Genomic DNA, 19,626 nt, shown 5'->3' with positions numbered 1-19,626 from the left:
CGAGGGCCAGGCCCAGGTCCAGGCCGAGGGTCAGGACGAGGTCGGCCGGACGGGCGGGGTCGGGCGCTTCAGGTAGCGCCCGTCCGGCTCGCCGACCACGGCGCCGTCGGCGAACACCGTCCGCCCGCGCAGGAAGGTGCGCGTCACCGTGGCGCCGATCTCCAGTCCGCGGAACGGGCTGTACTCCTGCGTGGACTCCGACGCCGACGGGTCGACGGTCCACGAGGTGTCCGGGTCGACGAGCGCGATGTCGGCGTCGAACCCGGGCGCGAGGTCGCCCTTGGTGCCGAGGCCGAAGCGCCGGGCCGGAGTCGTCGAGGTCAGCTCGGCGATCCGCGGGAGCGCGAGACCCCGCTTGAGGCCCTCGCCGACGAGGCCCGGCAGGAGGTACTCGGTGCCGCCGAACCCGGACTTGGCCGCGAAGACGTCGGCGTGGTCGGGCCCGAACTTCGTCGCCTCCTTGCAGCAGGCGTGGTCGGACACGACCCACGAGACGTCGCCCGCGAGCACGTGGCGCCACAGCGCCTCGACGTCGGAGCGCGGGCGCAGCGGCGGGTTGACCTTGCCGCCGACGCCGTCGGCGGTGTGCACGTCGGCGAGCAGGTGGCCGATGGTGACCTCGCGGCGGAAGTCGACGTGCGGGAACGCCGCCGCCATCAGCATCGCCGCCTCGAGGGCCTTGGCCGACGACAGGTGCAGCAGGTTGATCGTCGGCAGCCCCGTCTCGTGGGCGAGGTAGGACGCGATGGTGACCGCGAGGCCCTCGGAGTGCGGCGGGCGCGCGGCGCTGTACGCCTCGAGCCCGGAGAGCCGGCCCTCCTCTTCGACCATGCGGGTGTAGGCCGTCATGATCTCGGCGGTCTCGCAGTGCAGCGACAGCGAGATCTGGTCGGCGATGTCGGGGCGCTGCTCGCGCGCCCGCTGGATGCCGCGCATGACGAACTCGAAGTGCGCGATGTCGTAGCGCTCGCCCTCGGGGATCATGAGGAAGTCGTTCTGCGCGTCCGAGCGCCCGTGCAGCCCGTGGCTGCCGTAGAACATGAAGATCTTGAACGACGGGACGCCGTGCTCGTCGACGAGCGCGGGGATCTCGTCGATGTGGCTCGCCTGCATGGGGGCGAGGTGGAACGCGTAGTCGACGTGCGAGCGCCCCTGGGAGGCCGCGAGGACCTCGGGGAACACCTCGGCGTACGGGCCGCCCTTGTTCAGGTAGTACTGGCCGGTGCGCATGTAGGTCAGCGACGTGGTGACCCCGCCCTGCGCGCACGCCCGGCTCTCGGTCACCGTGTCGTCGGCGAGCGGGTTGTAGATCCCCCAGTGCTGGTGCGCGTCGACCACGCCGGGGAAGGCGAGCCGGCCGTGGCCGTCGTGCACCTCGGTCGCGTCGGTGCCGAGGTCCGGGCCGACGGCGGTGATCCGCCCGTCGTCGACGGCGATGTCGGCGAGCGGGACGTCCTGCGCCCCCGGCCGGACCACGCGGACGTTGCGGACGACGAGGTCGTGGGTCATGCGGGGATCTCCTCGGGGGCGTGTCCTGTCGAGAGGTGCTCGGCGGCCCGGTAGGCCAGGCCGAGGGCGGGCAGCAGGCCGTTGCCGGCCAGGTAGCCGGCGGCGCCGTGGCCGGACATGCCGACCGCCGCGCCGCCCGCGGCGTAGAGGCCGCCGAGCGGTCGTCCGGCGGCGTCGAGCACCCGGGCGTGCCCGTCGACGGCGAGCCCGCCCTGGGTGTGGAAGAGCGCGGGGACGATCTCCACGGCGGCGTAGGGCGGCGCGAGCGCGGCCGCCACCGACCGGCGCCCGACCCGGTCGACCGCGGCGGACCCGCGCGCGACGGCGGCCGCGTCCGCGAGCTCGCCGGCGAGCACGGACGCGTCCACCCCGATCCGCGCGGCGAGCTCGGCGACGGTGTCCGCCCAGCGCAGGGCCCCGGCCGCGACGACGTCGCGGTAGTCGAGGAACTCCCGGGTCGCGACGTCGATCCGGGCGTCGAGCACGACCCAGCCGCGGGCCCCGGGCCGGGCGGCGAGCATGGCGGCGTACTCCGAGTAGCCGACGGTCTCGTCGCCGAAGCGACGACCCTCGGCGTCGACGACGACGGCGCCCGCCATCACCGTCGTCCAGGTCACGAGCGTGCGCGCCGCGGCCGAGAGACCGGCGTGGCCCTGGTAGGCGTCCAGCGTCAGGGCGGCCGCGCCGTGGGCGGTCCCGAGGCGCAGCGCGTCGCCGGTGGCGTACTCGCTGCCGTGGTACGCGGCATCGGCGATCTCGGGGAGGTGGGTGGCGACCAGGTCGCGATCGGCCCCGTAGCCGCTGGTCGCGAGCAGGACGCCCCGGGCGGTGAGCTCCTCCTCGACGCCGTCGGGACGGCGCAGCCGGGCCCGCCACGCCCCGTCGGGCTCGCGGTCGAGGCCCACGAGCCGGGCGGGCACCAGGAGGTCGACGCGCGGATCGGCCTCGGCCGCCGCGACGAGCCCCTGCAGCAGCGCCGCGCCGTGACGGCCCGGCACGGTGTGCACCCGGCGCACCGAGTGCCCGGGGTAGTCGACGTCGGCCAGCTCGACGGGGAGCCCGACCCGGTCGGCCAGCCACTCCACGAGCTCCGCACCGACCCGCGCCAGAGTGCCCGCCACCGCGGGATCCGCCTCGCCGCGGGTCTTCGCGGCGACGTCGGCGAGGAACCGCTCCGGGGAGTCGTCGACGCCGGCCGCACGCTGGTAGCGGCTCCCGGGACCCGGGATCATCGCCGTCGACATCGCCGTGTTGTTGCCCCGCCGGTACTGCGGGTTCGCCTCGGCGACGACGACGTCGCACCCGGCCTGCGCCGCGCGCAGCGCGCCGGCGAGCCCGCCACCGGCACCGGCGACGAGGAGGTCGACGTCGGCCATCGCTCCGCTCCCTCGTTCCGTTGGGAGGAACGCCGCCCGACGACGTCCCCTCAGTCATCTGAGCAGCTCGTCGGGCTCATGGCAACGGGCTGGGCGTCGACGCTTGACGTCGAGCGCTCTCGCCCGTCACGCTGCGTTTCGATCAGCGGTACGGCGATCCCGACGTGGTCGCGGAACGGAGGTCGACGGTGACCGAGGCCAGCGGCGGCACGGAGGGCACGTCCCGCGTGGCGGACGTGCTCCTGCTGTTCGTGGACGGGCCCTCGACGCTCGGGGTCTCGCGGATCGCCCGCGAGCTCGGGCTCTCCAAGGCCGTCGTCCACCGGATCCTCACCTCGCTCGCCGGGCGCGGGATGGTCGCGGTCGACCCGCAGAGCCGCGAGTACCGCCTCGGTCCCGCCGCCGCGGCGATCGGCGCCCGGGCCCTGCGCGAGTCCGACCTGCGCGTGGCCGCCCTGCCGTTGCTCCGCGAGCTGCGCGACGAGACCCACGAGACCGTCACGCTCTCCACCACGGTGCCCGGCGGACGTGTCTACCTCGACCAGGTCGTCGGCACCCACGAGATCAAGATGACCGTCGAGCTCGGTCGCCGCTTCCCCCTGCACGCCGGCAGCTCCGGCAAGTGCATGCTCGCCTTCCTCGACCACGGGGCGCGCGAGGAGCTCCTCGCCGCCGGCCTCGCCGCGCTCACGGCGGCCACGGTCACCGACCCCGACGTGCTGCGCGCCGAGCTCGACCGCATCGCGGAGCAGCGCTACGCGGCCTCGGCGGGCGAGCGTCAGGCCGACGCCGGGTCGGTCGCCGCCCCGGTGTTCGGCGTCTCCGGTGAGGTCGTCGGCGCCATCTCGGTGTGCGGGCCCCGCTACCGCGTCACCGACGAGTTCGTCGCGGCCATCGCACCCCGGGTGGTCGCCGTCGCCGACCGCATCTCCCGGCGTCTCGGCGCCGACCCGGGCCGCCTCCGCCCCGTCCCGGTCGCCGAAGGGGCCGCGCGATGACGAGCCCCGACCCCACGGCCCACGACGCCGGCGCGCTCGCCGGCCTCAAGGTCCTCGACGTCGCCACCCTGTTCGCGGGGCCCCTCGCGGCCACCCTGCTCGGGGACCACGGCGCCGAGGTGATCAAGGTCGAGCACCCCCGCGGCGACCCGTCGCGCACCCACGGCGCCCAGCGCGACGGCGTCGGGCTGTGGTGGAAGATGCTGGGCCGCAACAAGAAGTCGATCACGCTGGTGCTCTCCACCCGCGAGGGGCAGGAGATCTTCCGGGAGCTCGCCGCGGACGCCGACGTCGTCGTCGAGAACTTCCGTCCCGGCACCCTCGAGCGCTGGGGCCTCGGCCCCGACGTGCTCCAGGAGCGCAACCCCGGGCTCGTCCTCGCCCGCGTCACCGGCTTCGGCCAGACCGGGCCCTACGCCCACCGGCCCGGCTTCGGCACCCTCGCCGAGGCGATGAGCGGGTTCGCGTCGATCACAGGCGAGCCCGACGGCCCGCCGACCCTGCCGCCGTTCGGCCTCGCCGACGGCGTCACCGCCCTGACGACGGCGTTCGCGGTCATGACCGCACTGCGGGCGCGCGAGAGCACCGGGCGGGGCCAGGTCGTCGACATGGCGATCATCGAGCCGCTGCTCACCGTGCTCGGCCCGCAGCTCGTGGCCTACGACCAGCTCGGCGAGCTGCAGCCCCGGCACGGCAACCGCTCCTCGAACAACGCGCCGCGCAACACCTACCGGTGCGCCGACGGGCGCTGGGTCGCCGTCTCGACCAGCGCGCAGTCCATCGCGGAACGGGTGATGCGGCTGGTCGGGCGCCCCGACTACCTCGACGAGCCCTGGTTCGCCGCCGGGTCGACCCGCGCGCAGCACGCCGACGAGCTCGACGCCGCGGTCGGCGCCTGGATCGCCGAGCGGGACCGCGACGAGGTCGTCGCCGCGTTCGAGAAGGCCGAGGCCGCCGTGGCGCCGATCTACACCGCGGCCGACGTGCTCGCCGACCCGCAGTACACCGCGCTGGAGAGCGTGGTGACCGTCGACGACGACGAGCTCGGGCCGGTGCGCTTCCAGAACGTCCCGTTCCGGCTCTCCGCCACGCCCGGCCGGGTCCGGACCGCCGGACCGCCCCTGGGCGCCCACACCGCCGAGGTCCTCGCCCGCCACGGCGTCGACGCCGAGCGGCTCGCCGCCCTGCGGGCCGCCGGGGCGCTGTGAGCGCCGGGCCGGGCGGCCTGGGTGTCGCCCGCAGCTGGCTCTACGTCCCCGGGCACCGCGCCGACCTCGTCGCGAAGGCGCTGTCGGGGACGGCGGAGGCGGTGGTGGTCGACCTCGAGGACGCCGTCGCACCCGGCGCGAAGGACACCGCCCGACAGGCCGTCGCCGAGCTCGCCGGCGACGCACGAGGGCGCGACCGGCCGCTGTGGGTGCGGATGAACGCCCCCGACGGGCCGTGGGGCTCCGCGGACGCCGCCGTGCTCGCGGGCGCGGCCGTCGACGGGGTCCGCGTCCCCAAGGCGACCGATCCCGACGCCGTGGCCCGTCTCGCCGACCGGCTGGCGCGCCCCCTGCACCTGCTCCTGGAGTCCGCCCTGGGCGTGGAGCGGGCGTTCGCCCTCGCCACGGCCCATCCGCTGGTCGCCGCGGTGTCGCTCGGCGAGACCGACCTCGCGGCCGACCTGCGGGTCGTCGACCGCTCCGCGCTGGAGTGGGCCCGCCAGCGGGTGGTCGTCGCGGGCCGGGCGGCGGGGCTGCCGTCGCCGCTCGCGCCGGTGTGGACCGACCTGCCCGACCTCGACGGCCTCGCCGCCGACTGCCGCGCCGCGCGGGACCGCGGGTTCTGGGGCCGTTCGGTGATCCACCCCCGCCAGATCCCCGTGGTCCACGCGGCCTTCACGAGCACCGCCGACGAGCTCGCCCGCGCCCGCGCGCTGCTCGCGGCGCTCGACACCACGGGCGGCGAGACCGCCGTCCGCGACGCCGACGGCCGCTTCGTCGACCCGGCCGTCGCCGCCGCCGCCCGGACGGTCCTCGACCGGGCCGCACCCGCGGCTCCCGACCGTGACCCCGCCCAGGACAGGGAGATGCCGTGAGCACCTCGACCACCGAGCCGGCCGCGACGACGCCCGGCACCCGCGCGCTGCTCGACGCCGTCGCCGGCGGCCTGCGCACCATCGAGCTCGGCCAGCCGCTGTTCACCGGGATGCCCTGCTCGCCGAACCACCCGGGCTTCCGGATGACGCTCATCCGCCGCCACGGCGACATGGTCCGTCCCGACGGCGGGTCCGCCTCGAACGAGATCCTCGTGACCGGCGGGCACGTCGGCACCCACGTCGACGCGCTCGCCCACGTCAGCCACGACGGGTGCCTGCACGGCGGCGTCGACGCGCTCGAGGCGCAGGCGGGCGGGGTGCACGCCGAGCACGGCGCCGAGAACATCCCACCGATGGTCACCCGCGGGGTGCTGCTCGACGTGGCCGCGACGCGCGGCGTGGGGGTCCTCGATCCCGGGGAGGGCGTCACCGCCGACGACCTCGCGGCGGCCGCGGCGCGCGTCGGCACCGAGCCGGGTCCCGGCGACGTCGCGCTCGTGCGCACCGGCTGGGCACGCCACTTCGACGACGCCCCGACCTATCTCGGTCAGGCCGACGGCGTGCCGGGGGTGACCGAGGACGGCGCGCGGTGGCTCGCCGAGCGCGGCGTGGTCGCGACCGGCGCGGACACCACGGCGTACGAGCGCATCCCCCCGGGCGCCGGGCACCGGGTCCTGCCGGTGCACCGGATCCTGCTCGTCGAGCACGGCGTCCACATCGTCGAGCACCTGGCCCTGGAGGACGCCTCGGCCGCGGGGCTCGGCGAGTTCCTCTTCGTCATGGCGCCGCTGCGGATCGTCGGCGGCACCGGGTCGCCGGTGCGCCCCGTGGCGGTGCTCGCGTGACCGCGACGTCCGCCGCACCGTCGGGGACGGGCCGCACCCCGGCCCAGGCGGTCGCCGACCTCGCGGTCCGCGTCGTCGCCGAGGGCCTGCCCGCCGCACTGCGCGACGACATGGCCGCGCGGACCGTCGACCTGCTCGGCAACAGCCTGGCCGCCCGCGCCGAGGAGCCGGGGCGGATCGTCTCCGCGGTCGTCGACGAGTGGGGCGGGGCGGGGGCGGCGACCTCGTTCGCCACCGGCGAGCGCCTGCCGCCGCCCTCGGCCGCGCTGGTCAACGGCACGCTGGCGCACAGCCTGGACTTCGACGACACCCACCTGCCCTCGGTGCTGCACCCGTCGGCGGCGGTGCTCCCGGCCGCGTTCGCGGTGGCCGAGGCGACCGGCGCGAGCGGGCCGGCGTTCCTCGACGCGGCCACGGTCGGGGTCGAGCTGACCTGCCGCCTCGGGATGGCCGGGTACGACGAGGCCGCGCGCACGTCGGTGTTCTTCGAGTGGGGCCAGCACGCCACCGCGATCTGCGGCGCGGTCGGCGCCGCCCTCGCGGCCGGGATGCTGCGCGGGCTCGGCGCCGACGAGCTCACCTCCGCGATCGGGATCGCCGCGAGCATGGGGAGCGGCATCATCGAGGCCAACCGGACCGGCGGCACGATCAAGCGGGTGCACTGCGGCTGGGCCGCGCACGCCGGCGTGGCCGCCGCCGATCTCGCGCGTCACGGGCTCACCGGTCCCCCGACGGTGCTCGAGGGCGGTTTCGGGTTCCTGCGGGCCTTCTGCGGCGACCGGGTGCGCATCGAGGCGGTCACCGAGGGCCTCGGCGAGCACTGGGAGACACCCGGGATCTTCGTCAAGCCGTATCCCTGCAACCACTTCACCCACGCCGGCATCGACGCGGCGCTCGCCCTGCGGGAGCAGGGGATCCGTCCCGACGACGTCGAGCGGCTGGTCCTCGGTGCCCCGGCCCCGGTCCTGCGCACGATCGCGGAGCCGCGGGAGCAGAAGATCCACCCGCGGTCGGGCTACCACGCGGCGTTCAGCGGGCCCTACACCGTCGCGGCCGCCCTGACGGGCGGTCGGGACCCCTCCGGGCTCGGCGTGTTCCACGCCGACTTCACCGACGAGGCCGCGGCCGACCCGGGCCGCCTCGCCCTCGCCGCCCGCGTCGAGGTCGTGGCCGACGAGGAGGCGACCGCCGCCTTCCCGCGCCGCTTCCCGGCCGTCCTCACCGCCCACCTGCGCTCCGGAGAGACCGTGACCGAGCGCGTGCGGGAGAACCGCGGCGGTCCCGGGCGGCCGCTGTCGGACACCGAGCACGCGACGAAGTTCGCCGGCAACGCCGCCCGCTCCCCGGGGATCGGGGACGGCGCCGGGCTCGACGCCCTGGCGGGCGCGGTCCGGGAGCTCCGGGACGGCCGCCGGCCCGCCGAGCTCGCCGACCGGCTGCGCGTCCTGCTCCGCCGCTGAGTCGTTCCTTTCAGCGGAACGATCGCCGAATTCGCTGTGGAGCCGGTGACCGGCTCCCTTGACCCGATCATCACGGACTCGCCATGCTGCGAGACCACAACAGTCGTCCCGCCGTTCCTCTGGACGGAACGGTGACTCAGCGACAGGTGACCACCATGCCGACCCGTTTCCGATGGACCACGATCGCGCTGATCGTCGCGCTCATCGTCATCAACTACATCGACCGGAGCGCGATCTCCTACGCGGTCACGCCGCTGCAGCAGGAGTTCGGGATCACGACCGCGCAGTACGGGGTCGTCTCCAGCGTCTTCGCGATCGGGTACATGGTCTTCGCGTTCCTCTCGGGGCCGCTCGTCGACCGGTTCGGGACGCGGCGGATCCTGCTGACCGCGATCCTGCTGTTCTCGCTGTGCACCGCGCTGACCCCGCTCGCGGGCGGGTTCGTCGGGCTGCTGCTCATCCGCATCGTGCTCGGCGCGGCCGAGGCACCGGCCTTCCCGGCGGCGAGCCGGACCGCCAGCCGCTGGCTGCCGCGGGCCGAGCGCGGCTTCGCCCTCGCCCTGATCGGCGGGGTGGCCGTCTCGGGCAGCCTGCTCATCGCCGGCCCCCTCCTCACCCAGCTCATCGGCGCGGTGGGCTGGCGCGGGATGTTCTGGACGATGTGCGGGCTCGGGGTGCTGTGGGCCGTCGTCGCGGCCGGGCTGCTGGCCGCCACCCCCGACGACTCGCGCCGCGTCAACGACGCGGAGCGCGCGCTCATCGCCGCCGGCCAGGACGCGGCCGAGCAGGGCTCCGCGCCGCGCCGCACCGACTGGCGCTCGCTGTTCACCAACCGCAACCTCTGGATCGTCGCCGTCGGCTACTTCGCGTGGGGCTTCATGTTCTGGGGCTTCATGTACTGGCTGCCGCAGTACTTCTCGACGGCGTTCCGGCTGAGCCTCAAGGCGGTCGGCGCCTTCGCGATCGCGCCGTGGGCGGCCGGGATCGTCGGCGCCCTCGTCGGCGGCTTCCTCGTCGACCGGGTCTACCGGCGCACCCGCAGCGTCCGCAGCCGGTTCACGATCATGGGCGTCGCGCTGCTGCTCTCCGGGGCCTCGCTGATCCCGGTGTTCCTCGACCCGACCCTGACCGTCGCCCTGATCTCGATCTCCTGCGGCGTCGGGTTCGGCTTCGTCACCGGCGGCATCTGGTGGGTCGCCTCGATCGACGCCGAGCCCGCCCAGCCCGCGACCGCGGCCGGGTTCTCCGACGCCGCCTTCGCCCTCGCCGGGATCGTCGCCCCGCTGGCGATGGGCTTCATCGTGTCGGGCACGGGGACGTTCACCAGTGGCTTCGTCACGATGAGCGTGCTCGCCCTCGTCGGCGCCCTGGCGATGCTGTTCGGCACCCGCGAGCCGTCGCACACCGACGGGACCACGAACCCCTCGGGCGACGCCGCGACGGTCACCCCGGCCTGACGGACGTCGGCGCGCCGACCGCTACCGGTCGACGGTGATGTTCCAGCTGTCGAGGGTGCCGCGGTCGATGGCGACGCCGTCGACGACCTGCAGCGTCCACGGTCCCCCCGCCGGCTGCCCGACCAGCGGCGAGAGCGGGCTGCCGCCCTGGCGGCTGTCGAGGTTGAGCGCGAGGCCCGGGCGGGCGCGGTCGCAGGCGTTGCTGTCGGCGAGCGTCGCGGTGGCGCCCGCGGGCGAGCGCAGGGTGACGACGAGGTCGCAGGTGTAGGGGTGCGTGATCGTCACCTGGACCTGGAGGGCCGAGACCGAGCCCCGGCCGTCGAGGTTGATGACGTCGGTGACGCCGGCGGGGCTGTTGTCCGGGATCGGCTGCGAGCGCGCCGACGCGCCGGTCAGCGGGCCGCTCGCGCCGAGGGTGACGATGAGGACGACGACCACCACGATGACGAGGAGCAGGCCGACCCCGCCGAGGATCCAGGGCAGCGCCTTGTTCTTCTTCGGCGGCTGCTGGCCGTAGCCGTATCCCGGCTGGCCGTAGGGCGCCCCGTACGGCTGCTGCCCGTAGGGCTGCCCGTAGCCCGGCTGGGCGTAGGGGTTCGCGTAGGGCTGGGTGCCGCCGTAGGGCTGCTGCTGGCCGTACGGGTTCGCGTAGGGCTGGGTGCCGTACCCCTGCTGCTGGCCGTACCCCTGCTGCGAGGGGTCCCCGTAGTACGGCTGCGGCCCGGAGCCCTGCTGCTGGCCGTAGGGGTTGTACCCGCCCGCCGAGGGATCGGCCTGCGGCCCGTACTGCGTGGGCTGGGACCCGAACGACTCGTGGCGGTTCGGGTCACCCGAGCCGGAACCGCCGAAGGGGGAGGACACGGGCGGGAACATACCTCTCGCACGGGACCGCGAGGCTTCCCCTCACAAGATCGGTTCGGGTGGATTCCGCGCATCCACGGAGGACCGGACGAACCGGACGGGTCACTCCCGGGCGTGCGCCCGCAGCCGCTCCGACCACGACATCGGACGCGGCGGGTCGCCGACGTCGGCGTAGGTCGCGCCGTCGATCTCGCGGACCGGGTGGACCCCGAGGACGTGCTGCGGGGAGGTGGCGCACTCCCCCGTGTCGAGGTCGAACCGGTACCAGTGCCACGGGCACACGAGGGTGTGTCCCTCGCGGACCCAGCCCTGGTCGAGGGGCCCGCGGTTGTGGGGGCAGACGGCGTCGACGACCCGCAGCCCGTCGGGCACGGCGAGCACGACGAAGCGCCGGCCGTCGTCGCTCGTGACGACGCCCGGCCCCTCGACGCGCACGAGGCTCATCGCCTGCCGGACTCCCGCAACGACGCCAGCGACTCCCCGCCCACGAACCAGTGCTCGGGTTCGCACTCGGTGACGACGACGCGCACGTTCCCCGCCGGCGCGCCGACGGCCTTCGTCACCGCGGCGGTGACCTCCTCCCCGAGCGCGGCGAGCTGCTCCGGGGTCCGGCCCCGGGCGAGGGTGATCTGCACGAGCGGCATGTCGTTGCCTTCCGTCCATGTGAGCGAACTGTGGTGCCATAGCCCCGAAGTTCGCTCACGTACAGGCGAGCTCCACCGTCCCGAGGCGGTCGATGGTCACGGTGACGACGTCGCCGGGGGCGACGGGGGTGGCGGCGGTGAGGCCGCCGGAGAGGATCACGTCGCCGGCCACCAGGCCCTCGCCGGAGGCGGCGAGGCGGCGCACCAGCCAGGCGACGGCCGCGGCGGGGTGCCCGAGCGACGCGGCGCCCGAGGCCGTGGCCACCAGCTCGCCGTTCTTCTCCAGCAGCACGCCCACCAGGCGCACGTCGATCCCGGCGGCCGGGACCGGCGTGCCGACGACGAAGCGCGCGGCCGAGGTGTTGTCGGCGACGACGTCGGCCATCGTGAACCGGTAGTCGCGGAAGCGGGAGTCGAGGATCTCGATGCCGACCGCCAGCCCGGACGTCGCGCCGAGCACGTCGACGGCCGTGACGTGCTCGCCCGCGAGGTCGCGCCCCATCTGGAACACGATCTCCGGCTCGGCGCGGGGCTGGATCAGCTCGCCGGTCCGCAGCGGCTCCCCCAGGTCCAGTGCCCCGGTGCCCGGCAGGAACCCGCACACCGGGTCGGACACGCCGACCTGGGCCTGCTTGGCCCGCGAGGTCACGCCGAGCTTCCAGCCCACCCGCGAGCCCGCCCGGTCGCGCAGGACGCGCTGGACGGCGTAGCCGGTCTCGAGGTCGAGGTCACGGACGTCGTCGGTGAGCGGGTCGATCGCGGTGCGCTCGGTGACGGCCTTGGTCAGCCGGTCGGCCAGCTCCTGTACGTCGGCCATCCCTAGGACTCCTTCACCCGGATCGTCACCGGCCCGAGCCGGTCGAACTCGGCGCGGAACACGTCGCCCGCGGCCAGCGGCACGGCGGCGTGCAGCGCGCCGGTCATGATCATGTGGCCGGGCTCGAGGGCGACCCCGGCCTCGCCGAGCACGTTCGCCAGCCACGCCACGACGGCCAGCGGGTCGCCGAGGGCGGCCGCGCCGGCGCCGGTGTCGACGAGCTCGCCGTTGCGGGTGAACGTCATCCCGATCAGCCGGGTGTCGAGGCCGGTCAGCGGCACGAGGTGCGACGACACCGCGACCGCGCCGTTGGAGGCGAGGTCGGCGACGGTGTCGGCGAGCTTGATGCGCCAGTCGGCGATGCGGGAGTCGACGATCTCCATCGCCGCGGCCACGCCGGCCACGGCGGGCGCCACGTCGGTCGGCCCGATCCCCGGCCCCTGCAGCCGCTGCCCGAGGACGAAGACGATCTCGGCCTCGACCTTGGGCTGGATGAAGCGGTCGAGCGGGATCGCGTCGCCGTCGCGGTAGACCGTCGAGGAGAGCACCGGGCCGTAGTCGGGGGTGTCGATCCCGATCATCTTCTGCATCGCCGCCGACGTCACGCCGACCTTGTGCCCGACGACGCGGTCGCCGTCGGCGAGCAGCAGGGGCACCAGCTCCTGCTGGATGGCGTAGCCGTCGGCCATGTCGAGGCCCGGCTCGCTGTCGGTGAACGGCGCGATCGGCACGCGGGTGCGGCGCGCCTCGTACAGCGCGCGGGCCTTCGCGGCGGCGTCGGTGACGGCCACTCAGCTCTCCTTCTCGAGTAACGGGGCGACGCGGAGCGCGGCGGAGCCGGCGCTGTCGGATGTTGCTTCTTCGGACCACCCGAGCCGGCGGGAGACGGCCTCGCCCGCCTCGACGACCGTGCGGGCCAGGCGCTTGCGGGGCATGGCGCGGAACCGGCTCACCGGCGCGCCGATCCCGATGGCCGCGACGACGGTGCCGCGCGCGTCGCGGATCGGGGCCGCCAGCGACGCGACGCCGATCTCGCGCTCGTCGACGGCGTCGGCCCAGCCGCGGGCGCGGACGGCGACCAGGGCCCGGCGCAGCTCGTCGGCGTCGGCCAGCGTGTGCGGCGTGTGCCGCGCCAGGGCGGCCGTGGCGAGGTAGCGCTCCCGGACGTGCTCGGGCGCGAAGGCCAGCAGGACCTTGCCCGAGCTGGTGCAGTGCACCGGCACGCGTCGGCCGGTCTCGGTGAACAGCCGCAGCGCGTGGCTCGACTCGAGACGGTCGACGTAGACGACGTCGTGGCCGTCGAGCATCCCGACCTGCGCGGACTCGCCGGTCTCCTCCCGCAGGTGGGCGAGGACGGAGCCGGCCGCGGCGTGCAGGTCCATGTGCACGCGCACGGCCTCGCCGAGCTCGAAGACGACGAGCCCGAGGCGGTAGCCGCCCGTGCGGGGATCCTGCTCGACGAACCCCTCGGCGGCGAGCGTGGCGAGCAGCCGGTGCACGGCGCTCTTGCCGAGACCGAGGCGCCGGGCGAGCTCGGAGACGCCCAGGGACTCCTCGCGCGTCAGGAACGCCTTGAGCAGCCGGGCGGCGTTGGTGACCGTCTGCAGCGGCGCGTCGGTCACGCCGGCTCCCGACCCGACGGGTCCAGCTCCGCTTCGCTCCGTGTCCCGGTGAAGGCGTTCAACAGGACCTTGCGCACCGCGTCCGGGTCGGGCGTCGCGCCGGGCGCCATCGCGGCGTCGACGGCCTCGACGACGGCGGCGTCGTACGGGCGGATGGCGCGGGCCAGCAGGATCTGGGCGCGGGCCAGCCCGGCGACGGCGGCGCCCTCCATCTCGTCGACCAGCGCCTCGCGGCCACGGGCCCGATCGCGCAGGCGCTCGAAGTCGCGGGCGGCGGCGGAGTGCGCGCTCGCCAGGCCCGAGCCGACGTGGCCCGCGTGGTGCGGCGAGAGCCCGGAGCCGGGCTGGGTGACGACGTGGTAGACGACCGTCGAGATCCCCAGCGCGCCGCGCACCTTCTCCGACGCGGGTCCCTCGGACTCGTCGATCAGCCCGAGCGCGGGCACCACCACGGGGTCGTAGAAGCGCACGACCCACGCGAGGCCCTCGATCTCGCCCGGCAGCTCGACCTCCTGGCCGCGCGTCGGCCCGAGTCCCTCGGTGGTGGCGAGGATGTGCAGGTTGCGCGCGCCGACCGCCGCGACCGTCAGCCGGCCGCCCGCCAGCAGCGGCAGGCGCCCCTGGATCGCCGGCGGGAACGTCGCGGCCTGCGTGAGGTAGGCACGGTGGATGCCCTCGACGTAGCCGGCGACGGCCGTGCGCATCGCCATCGGGTCCGGCACCCCGGCCTCCTCCGTCAAGGCTGTGTCCGTCAAGAGCGGGCGTTCCGGAAACCGGAACGCGCTGTCTTCCTTGCGGAACGCTAGGGCGGTTAGCGTCGCGACGTCAAGGAAGCCGGCCCGCCCCCGGAAGGGCATCTCGCATGGGAATCCTCCGCCTGGCCCACATCGACGTCCGCACTCCCGACCTGGACCTCTCGACGGCGTACTACACGGAGGTCATGGGCCTTCGGCAGGTGCAGCGCACCGACGACGCGGTCTACCTCAAGTGCTGGGACGAGGAGGACCACCACTCCCTGCGGATGCGCTACAACCCGCGCACCGGGATGGACTCCTTCACCTTCCGGGTCGAGGAGGAGGACGACCTCCACGACTTCGAGAAGAAGGTCGAGGCCTACGGCTGCCCCACGACGCGCGTGAGCCGCGGGGGTGCGATCGGCCAGGGCGAGTCGATCCGGTTCGAGATCCCGTCGGGCCAGATCATGGAGCTGGTCTGGGACATCGAGAAGACCGGCAACATGCTGGGCAAGCACAACCCGTCGCCGGTCCCCCCGCCCGACCTCGCCGGCATCGCCCCGCCGCGCATGGACCACATGCTGGTCAACGCCGAGGAGGTCGCCGAGTCCGCGGCGTTCTTCATCGACGTGCTCGGGATGCGCCTCACCGAGCAGGTGCTCGACGGCAACGGCCACCAGCTCGGCGTGTGGCTCGCGGGCAACACCCGCTCCCCGCACGACATCGCCATCGTCAACGGCCCGAACGGCGCCCTGCACCACTGGGCGTACTGGCTCGACGACTGGGACCACATCCGCAAGGCGGCCGACACGCTCGCCTACAACGGCGTGCAGATCGACCAGGGCCCGACGCGCCACGGCGTCACCCGCGGCAACACCATCTACTTCTTCGACCCGCTCGGCATCCGCAACGAGGTCTTCACCGGCGGCTACTGGGTCGACCCCGACACCGAGATCCTCACCTGGACCGAGGACAACTTCGGCAAGGGCCTCTTCTACTACGAGAACGTCATCAGCCAGCGGTTCCTGCGGATGCACACCTGAGCCGGGAGAACAGCACAGTGGCCACCACCTCCGACCGGATCATCCGGTTGCAGCACGTCGAGGTCCGGGTCCCCGACCTGGAGCTCGCGACCGCCTACTACACCGAGGTCCTGGGCCTCGTGGAGACCGCCCGCGACGAGCGCGACGGCGCCCCGCGGGTCTTCCTCAAGTGCTGGGACGAGCGCGAGCACCACTCGGTGATCCTGCGCGAGGCCCCCACCTACGGCCTCGACCACATGTCGTTCAAGCTCAACGAGAGCTCCGACCTCGACCACTTCACCGCGAAGCTCGAGTCCGCCGGCGTCCCCGTGAAGCGCTTCGCGCTGCGCGAGCTGGGCCCCGGGTGGGGCGAGGCGATCCGCTTCGAGGCCCCGTCGGGCCACCTCGTCGAGCTCACCCACGGCACCGAGCGCATCGGCAACATGCTGCCGAAGACCAACCCGCCGCCGCGGCCGCAGGACCTCATCGGGATCGCGCCGCCGCGCCTGGACCACCTCTTCGTCATGGCCGAGGACGTCGAGGCGTTCACGGCGTTCTTCACCGAGATGCTCGAGTTCCGGCTCACCGAGCAGATCCTCGCCAACGACGGGCACCAGCTCGCGACGTTCCTCGAGCACTCCCACACCCCGCACGACATCGCCGTGATCACGGGCCCGAACGGGGCGCTGCACCACTTCGCGTTCTGGATGGACGACTGGAACGGCATCCGCGAGGCCGCCGACGCGCTCGCCTACCACGGCGTGACGATCGACGTGGCCCCCACGCGCCACGGCGTCACCCGCGGGTACACGACGTACTTCTTCGACCCGGCCGGCAACCGCAACGAGCTCTTCACCGGCGGCTACTGGGTCGACCCGGACTTCGAGCCGATCACCTGGACCGAGGAGGAGATGGGGCGCGCCATCTTCTACTACCACCGCCAGGTCAACGAGCGCTTCTTCACGGTGCACTCGTGACGGGCGTGGAGGACCGCCCCGACGCCCGCCGCGTCGACCGGTACGAGGCCCCGGACTACCTGTCGCGCTACCGCTCGCGCCGCGGTGCGGACAGGGCACCGGAGGCCACCACGGCCCCCGCGGCGCCGCCCGAACCCGACGACACCCCGCTCTACCTGCGCCGCTTCCGCGAGCGCGGGGCGTCGCCGGTCGAGACGGGGACCGTCTCCTACGAGGGGAAGACCTTCACGCCGGCCCTGGCCGAGGCCAGCCGCGGCAAGGAGGTCGCCGCGCCGGTCGAGCGCCGCAGCTCGGAGAAGATCGTCTGCGAGATCTCGATCATCCGGCACGGCATCACGCAGGGCTACTCCACCGACGCCGGCCTGACGCCGATGGGCGGCTGGCAGGCCCACCGGCGCGGCCACGAGCTCGCGCGCCGCTTCGACCACGGCGACCGGGTCCGCCTGGTCTGCGCCGACACCAACCGCGCGCGCCAGACCGCCGACCAGCTCTACAACGGGGTCACCGACGGCCTCGCGATGTGGGGCATCGACGCCGAGATCACCGAGAAGGAGCCGATCCCGGAGCTGCGCAACTTCGGGGTGTGGACGCCGGACGGGCTGCGCGACGTCACCTCGGCGTTCCGCCAGTACCAGGCCACCAACGAGACCCTCGAGCGCCTCGCCGTCGGCGACCGCCCGCGCTGGCTCGTCGAGATCGACCGCTTCTACCGCACGCAGCTGGGCGGGGCGGACCCGATCCAGGAGTGGCTGACGATCCCGATGATGTACTTCGAGCCGCCGGCGATGTGCGTGCGCCGCTTCTGGCGCGGGTTCCACCGGCTCATGACCGAGGACGAGCAGCCCGACGGCACGCTGCGCCACCGCCGCATCCTCGCCGCGACGCACTCCGGGCCGATGCGGGCCTTCGCCACCTGGGCCCACGGCTACGACCCGGGCGAGCCGCTCAACACCGAGGAGATCCGGATCAAGATGCGCGAGGGCGGGCGCACCGCGTTCGTCTCCTACCGCAACCGGGTCACCGAGGTGAACGTGCCGCCGCCCGACGAGTTCCCACACTGGGAAGACACCGGGGAGGCCTGATCGCATGACCGTGTTGTCACTGCCGCCCCTGGACCTGGACGCGCCGGCCGCGGGCAGCGAGGACGACTCCCCGCTGCGGTCGGTCTCGACGGCCGTCGCCGTGCTCGACTGCTTCGCCGACGAGGCCGAGCTCGGCGCGACCCGCGTCGCCGCCCGGCTGGGCATCGCCAAGAGCACCGCCTGCCGGATGCTCGCCGCGCTGTCCACCGGCGGGCTGCTCGAGCGCACCGGGTCCGGCCGCTACCGCCTGGGCCTGCGGCTCTTCGAGTACGGGCAGCTCGCCGTCGACCGGCTCATGCTGCGCGACGTCGCCCTGCCCGCGATGGGCGAGCTGCGCGAGCTGCTGCGCGAGACGATCCAGCTCGGCGTCGTCGTCGGCACCGACGTGCTCTACGTCGAGCGCACCGAGGCCGCCGGCATGAACGTCCGCTTCCGCAGCGAGCACCGCCGCAACCCGGCGCACTCGTCGAGTGCGGGGCGGGTGCTCGCGGCGGGCGACCCGGCGCTCATCACGGCGATCCTGGAGCGGGGCCTGCAGCGCTACACGCCGTTCACCGTGGTCGACCCGATGCGCTACCGGCAGATCCTCGCCACCACCCGCGAGCAGGGCTACGCCACGTCGCGCGAGGAGTTCGAGCCCGGCTGGTCGTCGATCGCGGCGCCGATCACGCTCACCCGCGGCGGCCGGCCCCACCCGGTCGCCGCGCTCTCGGTGGTCGCCCCGACCTCGCGCATCCTGGGGCCGCGCAAGCCCGCCGTCGTCCAGGGCGTCCGCCGCGCCGCCGCCCGCGTCTCGGCCGACCTGGAGCGCGCCCGCAGCTGAGCCCGTGTTCGCCGGACCGGAACGCGACGCGTACGGCCCCGCCGGGCCGCTCCTAGCGTCGTGGTCATGCAGCGCAGCACCGACCGCGTCCTGACGACCCACGTCGGCAGCCTCGCCCGACCCGAGGCCCTGCTCGACACGATGCGGGAGAAGGAGCACGGACGGCCGTACGACGCCGACCTGTTCGCCCGCCAGGTGACCGAGGCCGTGGCCGACGTCGTCGCCCGCCAGCGCGAGGTCGGCCTCGACGTCGTCACCGACGGCGAGATGGGCAAGGTCAGCTTCGCGACCTACGTCCAGCGCCGGCTCGACGGCTTCTCCCCCGACTCCGGCGAGCGGCTGCTCCCGCCGTCGTGGCAGGTCGAGATCGACGCGTTCCCGGAGTACTACGACGGCTACCTCGGCAAGTACACGAAGACGGTCGCGCCGATGCAGAGCATCGCGTGCGTCGGGCCCGTCTCCTACACCGGTCAGGACGAGCTCCAGACCGACCTCGCCAACCTGCACAAGGCCCTCGCCGGCGTCTCGGGCGTCGTCGAGGCGTTCATGCCCTCGACGTCACCGCGCGGCTTCGGGCGCAACGAGTACTACGCCACCGACCGCGAGTACTACGAGGCCGTCGGGGAGGCGCTGCGCGAGGAGTACCTCGCCATCGTCGACGCCGGGTTCCTGCTGCAGGTCGACGACCCCTGGCTGATCGAGATCCTCTCCGACCCGACCCTCGAGCCCGGCGAGCGCGACCGCACCGCGCGCGAGCACGCCGAGATCGTCAACCACAGCCTGCGGGGCATCCCGACCGAGAGGATCCGCCTGCACACCTGCTACGGCCTCAACCACGGCCCGCGGATCCACGACATCGGGATGGGCGAGGTCGCGCCCTACATGCTCGGGATCCACGCCGGGGCGTACTCGTTCGAGGTCGCCAACCCCCGTCACATGCACGAGTGGAAGGTCTGGCAGGACCTGCCGCTACCCGACGGCGCCGTGCTCGTCCCGGGCCTGCTGGGCCACGCGCAGAACTACGTGGAGCACCCCGAGCTGATCGCCGACATGATCGGCTGGTACGCCTCGTGCGTCGGGCGGGAGAACGTCATCGCCGGCGCCGACTGCGGGTTCTCCTCGCGGGCGAGCTACGCGCCGGAGGTGCACCCGACGGTGGTGTGGGAGAAGTTCCGCGCGCTGTCGCGGGGTGCGGAGATCGCGACCTCGCGCCTGTTCTGAGCGAACGGGAAGGGGGAGGCAGGCGGCGGTGCGTCCCCCCGGGCGCCGTGCCGTTCCGCCTCCCCCTCCCGTCGCGCGCCCGGCCGCAGGACCGG

General features: G+C 74.3%; 19 protein-coding genes and 1 pseudogene. 11 read left to right on the top strand and 9 right to left on the bottom strand.

Going from position 1 to position 19,626, the window contains the following annotated elements:
• Positions 1–30: 30 nt before the first annotated feature.
• Both ACR9E3_RS26770 and ACR9E3_RS26765 read right to left on the bottom strand, forming a co-directional pair.
• A complete protein-coding gene (locus ACR9E3_RS26770) occupies positions 31–1,509 on the bottom strand; it encodes a dihydroorotase (protein WP_460383813.1) in 1,479 nt (492 codons plus the stop codon).
• Positions 1,506–2,885 (bottom strand): FAD-dependent oxidoreductase, encoded by a 1,380-nt coding sequence (locus ACR9E3_RS26765; protein WP_460383812.1) that lies wholly within the window; start codon positions 2,883–2,885, stop codon positions 1,506–1,508. Before ACR9E3_RS26765 ends, ACR9E3_RS26770 begins: the two co-directional genes overlap by 4 nt.
• 188 nt (positions 2,886–3,073) lie before the next feature.
• On the opposite strand from ACR9E3_RS26765, the gene ACR9E3_RS26760 reads away from it, so the two are divergent.
• The 6 genes from ACR9E3_RS26760 to ACR9E3_RS26735 all read left to right on the top strand — a co-directional run bounded on the left by ACR9E3_RS26760 (position 3,074) and on the right by ACR9E3_RS26735 (position 9,728).
• On the top strand, positions 3,074–3,883 hold the full coding sequence (locus ACR9E3_RS26760; protein WP_460383810.1) for an IclR family transcriptional regulator: 810 nt from the start codon (positions 3,074–3,076) through the stop codon (positions 3,881–3,883).
• Entirely contained in the window at positions 3,880–5,091 is a 1,212-nt protein-coding gene (locus tag ACR9E3_RS26755) for a CaiB/BaiF CoA transferase family protein (RefSeq protein WP_460383808.1), read from the top strand. Before ACR9E3_RS26760 ends, ACR9E3_RS26755 begins: the two co-directional genes overlap by 4 nt.
• Positions 5,088–5,966, top strand: a complete 879-nt coding sequence (locus ACR9E3_RS26750) for an HpcH/HpaI aldolase/citrate lyase family protein (protein WP_460383807.1) — start codon at positions 5,088–5,090, stop codon at positions 5,964–5,966. Before ACR9E3_RS26755 ends, ACR9E3_RS26750 begins: the two co-directional genes overlap by 4 nt.
• Positions 5,963–6,811, top strand: a complete 849-nt coding sequence (locus tag ACR9E3_RS26745; protein ID WP_460383806.1) for a cyclase family protein — start codon at positions 5,963–5,965, stop codon at positions 6,809–6,811. The genes ACR9E3_RS26750 and ACR9E3_RS26745 overlap by 4 nt, the downstream gene beginning before the upstream one ends.
• Positions 6,808–8,271 (top strand): MmgE/PrpD family protein, encoded by a 1,464-nt coding sequence (locus ACR9E3_RS26740; protein WP_460383805.1) that lies wholly within the window; start codon positions 6,808–6,810, stop codon positions 8,269–8,271. The genes ACR9E3_RS26745 and ACR9E3_RS26740 overlap by 4 nt, the downstream gene beginning before the upstream one ends.
• A gap of 155 nt (positions 8,272–8,426) precedes the next feature.
• Positions 8,427–9,728, top strand: a complete 1,302-nt coding sequence (locus tag ACR9E3_RS26735; protein ID WP_460383803.1) for an MFS transporter — start codon at positions 8,427–8,429, stop codon at positions 9,726–9,728.
• A gap of 21 nt (positions 9,729–9,749) precedes the next feature.
• On the opposite strand, the gene ACR9E3_RS26730 is transcribed toward ACR9E3_RS26735, so the two are convergent.
• The 7 genes and pseudogenes from ACR9E3_RS26730 to ACR9E3_RS26700 form a co-directional block, all read right to left on the bottom strand.
• A complete protein-coding gene (locus ACR9E3_RS26730; protein ID WP_460383802.1) occupies positions 9,750–10,589 on the bottom strand; it encodes a proprotein convertase P-domain-containing protein in 840 nt (279 codons plus the stop codon).
• A gap of 102 nt (positions 10,590–10,691) precedes the next feature.
• Entirely contained in the window at positions 10,692–11,033 is a 342-nt protein-coding gene (locus tag ACR9E3_RS26725) for a Rieske (2Fe-2S) protein (protein WP_460383801.1), read from the bottom strand.
• Positions 11,030–11,245 (bottom strand): annotated as a pseudogene (locus tag ACR9E3_RS26720) (2-hydroxymuconate tautomerase); the annotation flags it as partial. The pseudogene ACR9E3_RS26720 and the gene ACR9E3_RS26725, both read right to left, overlap by 4 nt.
• A 43-nt stretch (positions 11,246–11,288) precedes the next feature.
• The gene (locus ACR9E3_RS26715; RefSeq protein WP_460383800.1) at positions 11,289–12,050 is read right to left on the bottom strand and encodes a 2-keto-4-pentenoate hydratase; all 762 of its coding nucleotides are present in this window, start codon (positions 12,048–12,050) and stop codon (positions 11,289–11,291) included.
• Positions 12,051–12,052: 2 nt separating this feature from the next.
• A complete protein-coding gene (locus ACR9E3_RS26710; RefSeq protein ID WP_285648410.1) occupies positions 12,053–12,841 on the bottom strand; it encodes a 2-keto-4-pentenoate hydratase in 789 nt (262 codons plus the stop codon).
• On the bottom strand, positions 12,842–13,672 hold the full coding sequence (locus ACR9E3_RS26705; protein ID WP_460383799.1) for an IclR family transcriptional regulator: 831 nt from the start codon (positions 13,670–13,672) through the stop codon (positions 12,842–12,844).
• Positions 13,669–14,394 (bottom strand): hypothetical protein, encoded by a 726-nt coding sequence (locus ACR9E3_RS26700; protein WP_460383798.1) that lies wholly within the window; start codon positions 14,392–14,394, stop codon positions 13,669–13,671. The genes ACR9E3_RS26705 and ACR9E3_RS26700 overlap by 4 nt, the downstream gene beginning before the upstream one ends.
• A gap of 140 nt (positions 14,395–14,534) precedes the next feature.
• On the opposite strand from ACR9E3_RS26700, the gene ACR9E3_RS26695 reads away from it, so the two are divergent.
• The 5 genes from ACR9E3_RS26695 to ACR9E3_RS26675 all read left to right on the top strand — a co-directional run bounded on the left by ACR9E3_RS26695 (position 14,535) and on the right by ACR9E3_RS26675 (position 19,531).
• Positions 14,535–15,449: a catechol 2,3-dioxygenase gene (locus ACR9E3_RS26695; protein WP_460383796.1), complete on the top strand. Its 915-nt coding sequence runs from the start codon at positions 14,535–14,537 to the stop codon at positions 15,447–15,449.
• 17 nt (positions 15,450–15,466) lie between these two features.
• Positions 15,467–16,405, top strand: coding sequence for a catechol 2,3-dioxygenase (locus ACR9E3_RS26690; protein WP_460383795.1), 939 nt, complete (start codon positions 15,467–15,469; stop codon positions 16,403–16,405).
• Complete coding sequence (locus ACR9E3_RS26685; protein ID WP_460383794.1) at positions 16,402–17,487, top strand: histidine phosphatase family protein; 1,086 nt, start codon at positions 16,402–16,404, stop codon at positions 17,485–17,487. Before ACR9E3_RS26690 ends, ACR9E3_RS26685 begins: the two co-directional genes overlap by 4 nt.
• 4 nt (positions 17,488–17,491) lie before the next feature.
• A complete protein-coding gene (locus tag ACR9E3_RS26680) occupies positions 17,492–18,310 on the top strand; it encodes an IclR family transcriptional regulator (RefSeq protein WP_460383793.1) in 819 nt (272 codons plus the stop codon).
• A gap of 66 nt (positions 18,311–18,376) precedes the next feature.
• Entirely contained in the window at positions 18,377–19,531 is a 1,155-nt protein-coding gene (locus tag ACR9E3_RS26675; RefSeq protein WP_460383791.1) for a cobalamin-independent methionine synthase II family protein, read from the top strand.
• Positions 19,532–19,626: the final 95 nt, after the last annotated feature.

The organism is Actinomycetospora sp. C-140, assembly GCF_054796175.1.
This window is presented reverse-complemented; position numbering and strand designations above follow the sequence as displayed.

Bases quoted from the DNA above. Each gene is read 5' to 3' on its own strand.
- ACR9E3_RS26770 (WP_460383813.1), bottom strand. From the start codon at position 1,509: ATGACCCACGACCTCGTCGTCCGCAACGTCCGCGTGGTCCGGCCGGGG.
- ACR9E3_RS26765 (WP_460383812.1), bottom strand. From the start codon at position 2,885: ATGGCCGACGTCGACCTCCTCGTCGCCGGTGCCGGTGGCGGGCTCGCC.
- ACR9E3_RS26755 (WP_460383808.1), top strand. From the start codon at position 3,880: ATGACGAGCCCCGACCCCACGGCCCACGACGCCGGCGCGCTCGCCGGC.
- ACR9E3_RS26735 (WP_460383803.1), top strand. From the start codon at position 8,427: ATGCCGACCCGTTTCCGATGGACCACGATCGCGCTGATCGTCGCGCTC.
- ACR9E3_RS26725 (WP_460383801.1), bottom strand. From the start codon at position 11,033: ATGAGCCTCGTGCGCGTCGAGGGGCCGGGCGTCGTCACGAGCGACGAC.
- ACR9E3_RS26715 (WP_460383800.1), bottom strand. From the start codon at position 12,050: ATGGCCGACGTACAGGAGCTGGCCGACCGGCTGACCAAGGCCGTCACC.
- ACR9E3_RS26695 (WP_460383796.1), top strand. From the start codon at position 14,535: ATGGGAATCCTCCGCCTGGCCCACATCGACGTCCGCACTCCCGACCTG.
- ACR9E3_RS26680 (WP_460383793.1), top strand. From the start codon at position 17,492: ATGACCGTGTTGTCACTGCCGCCCCTGGACCTGGACGCGCCGGCCGCG.
- ACR9E3_RS26675 (WP_460383791.1), top strand. From the start codon at position 18,377: ATGCAGCGCAGCACCGACCGCGTCCTGACGACCCACGTCGGCAGCCTC.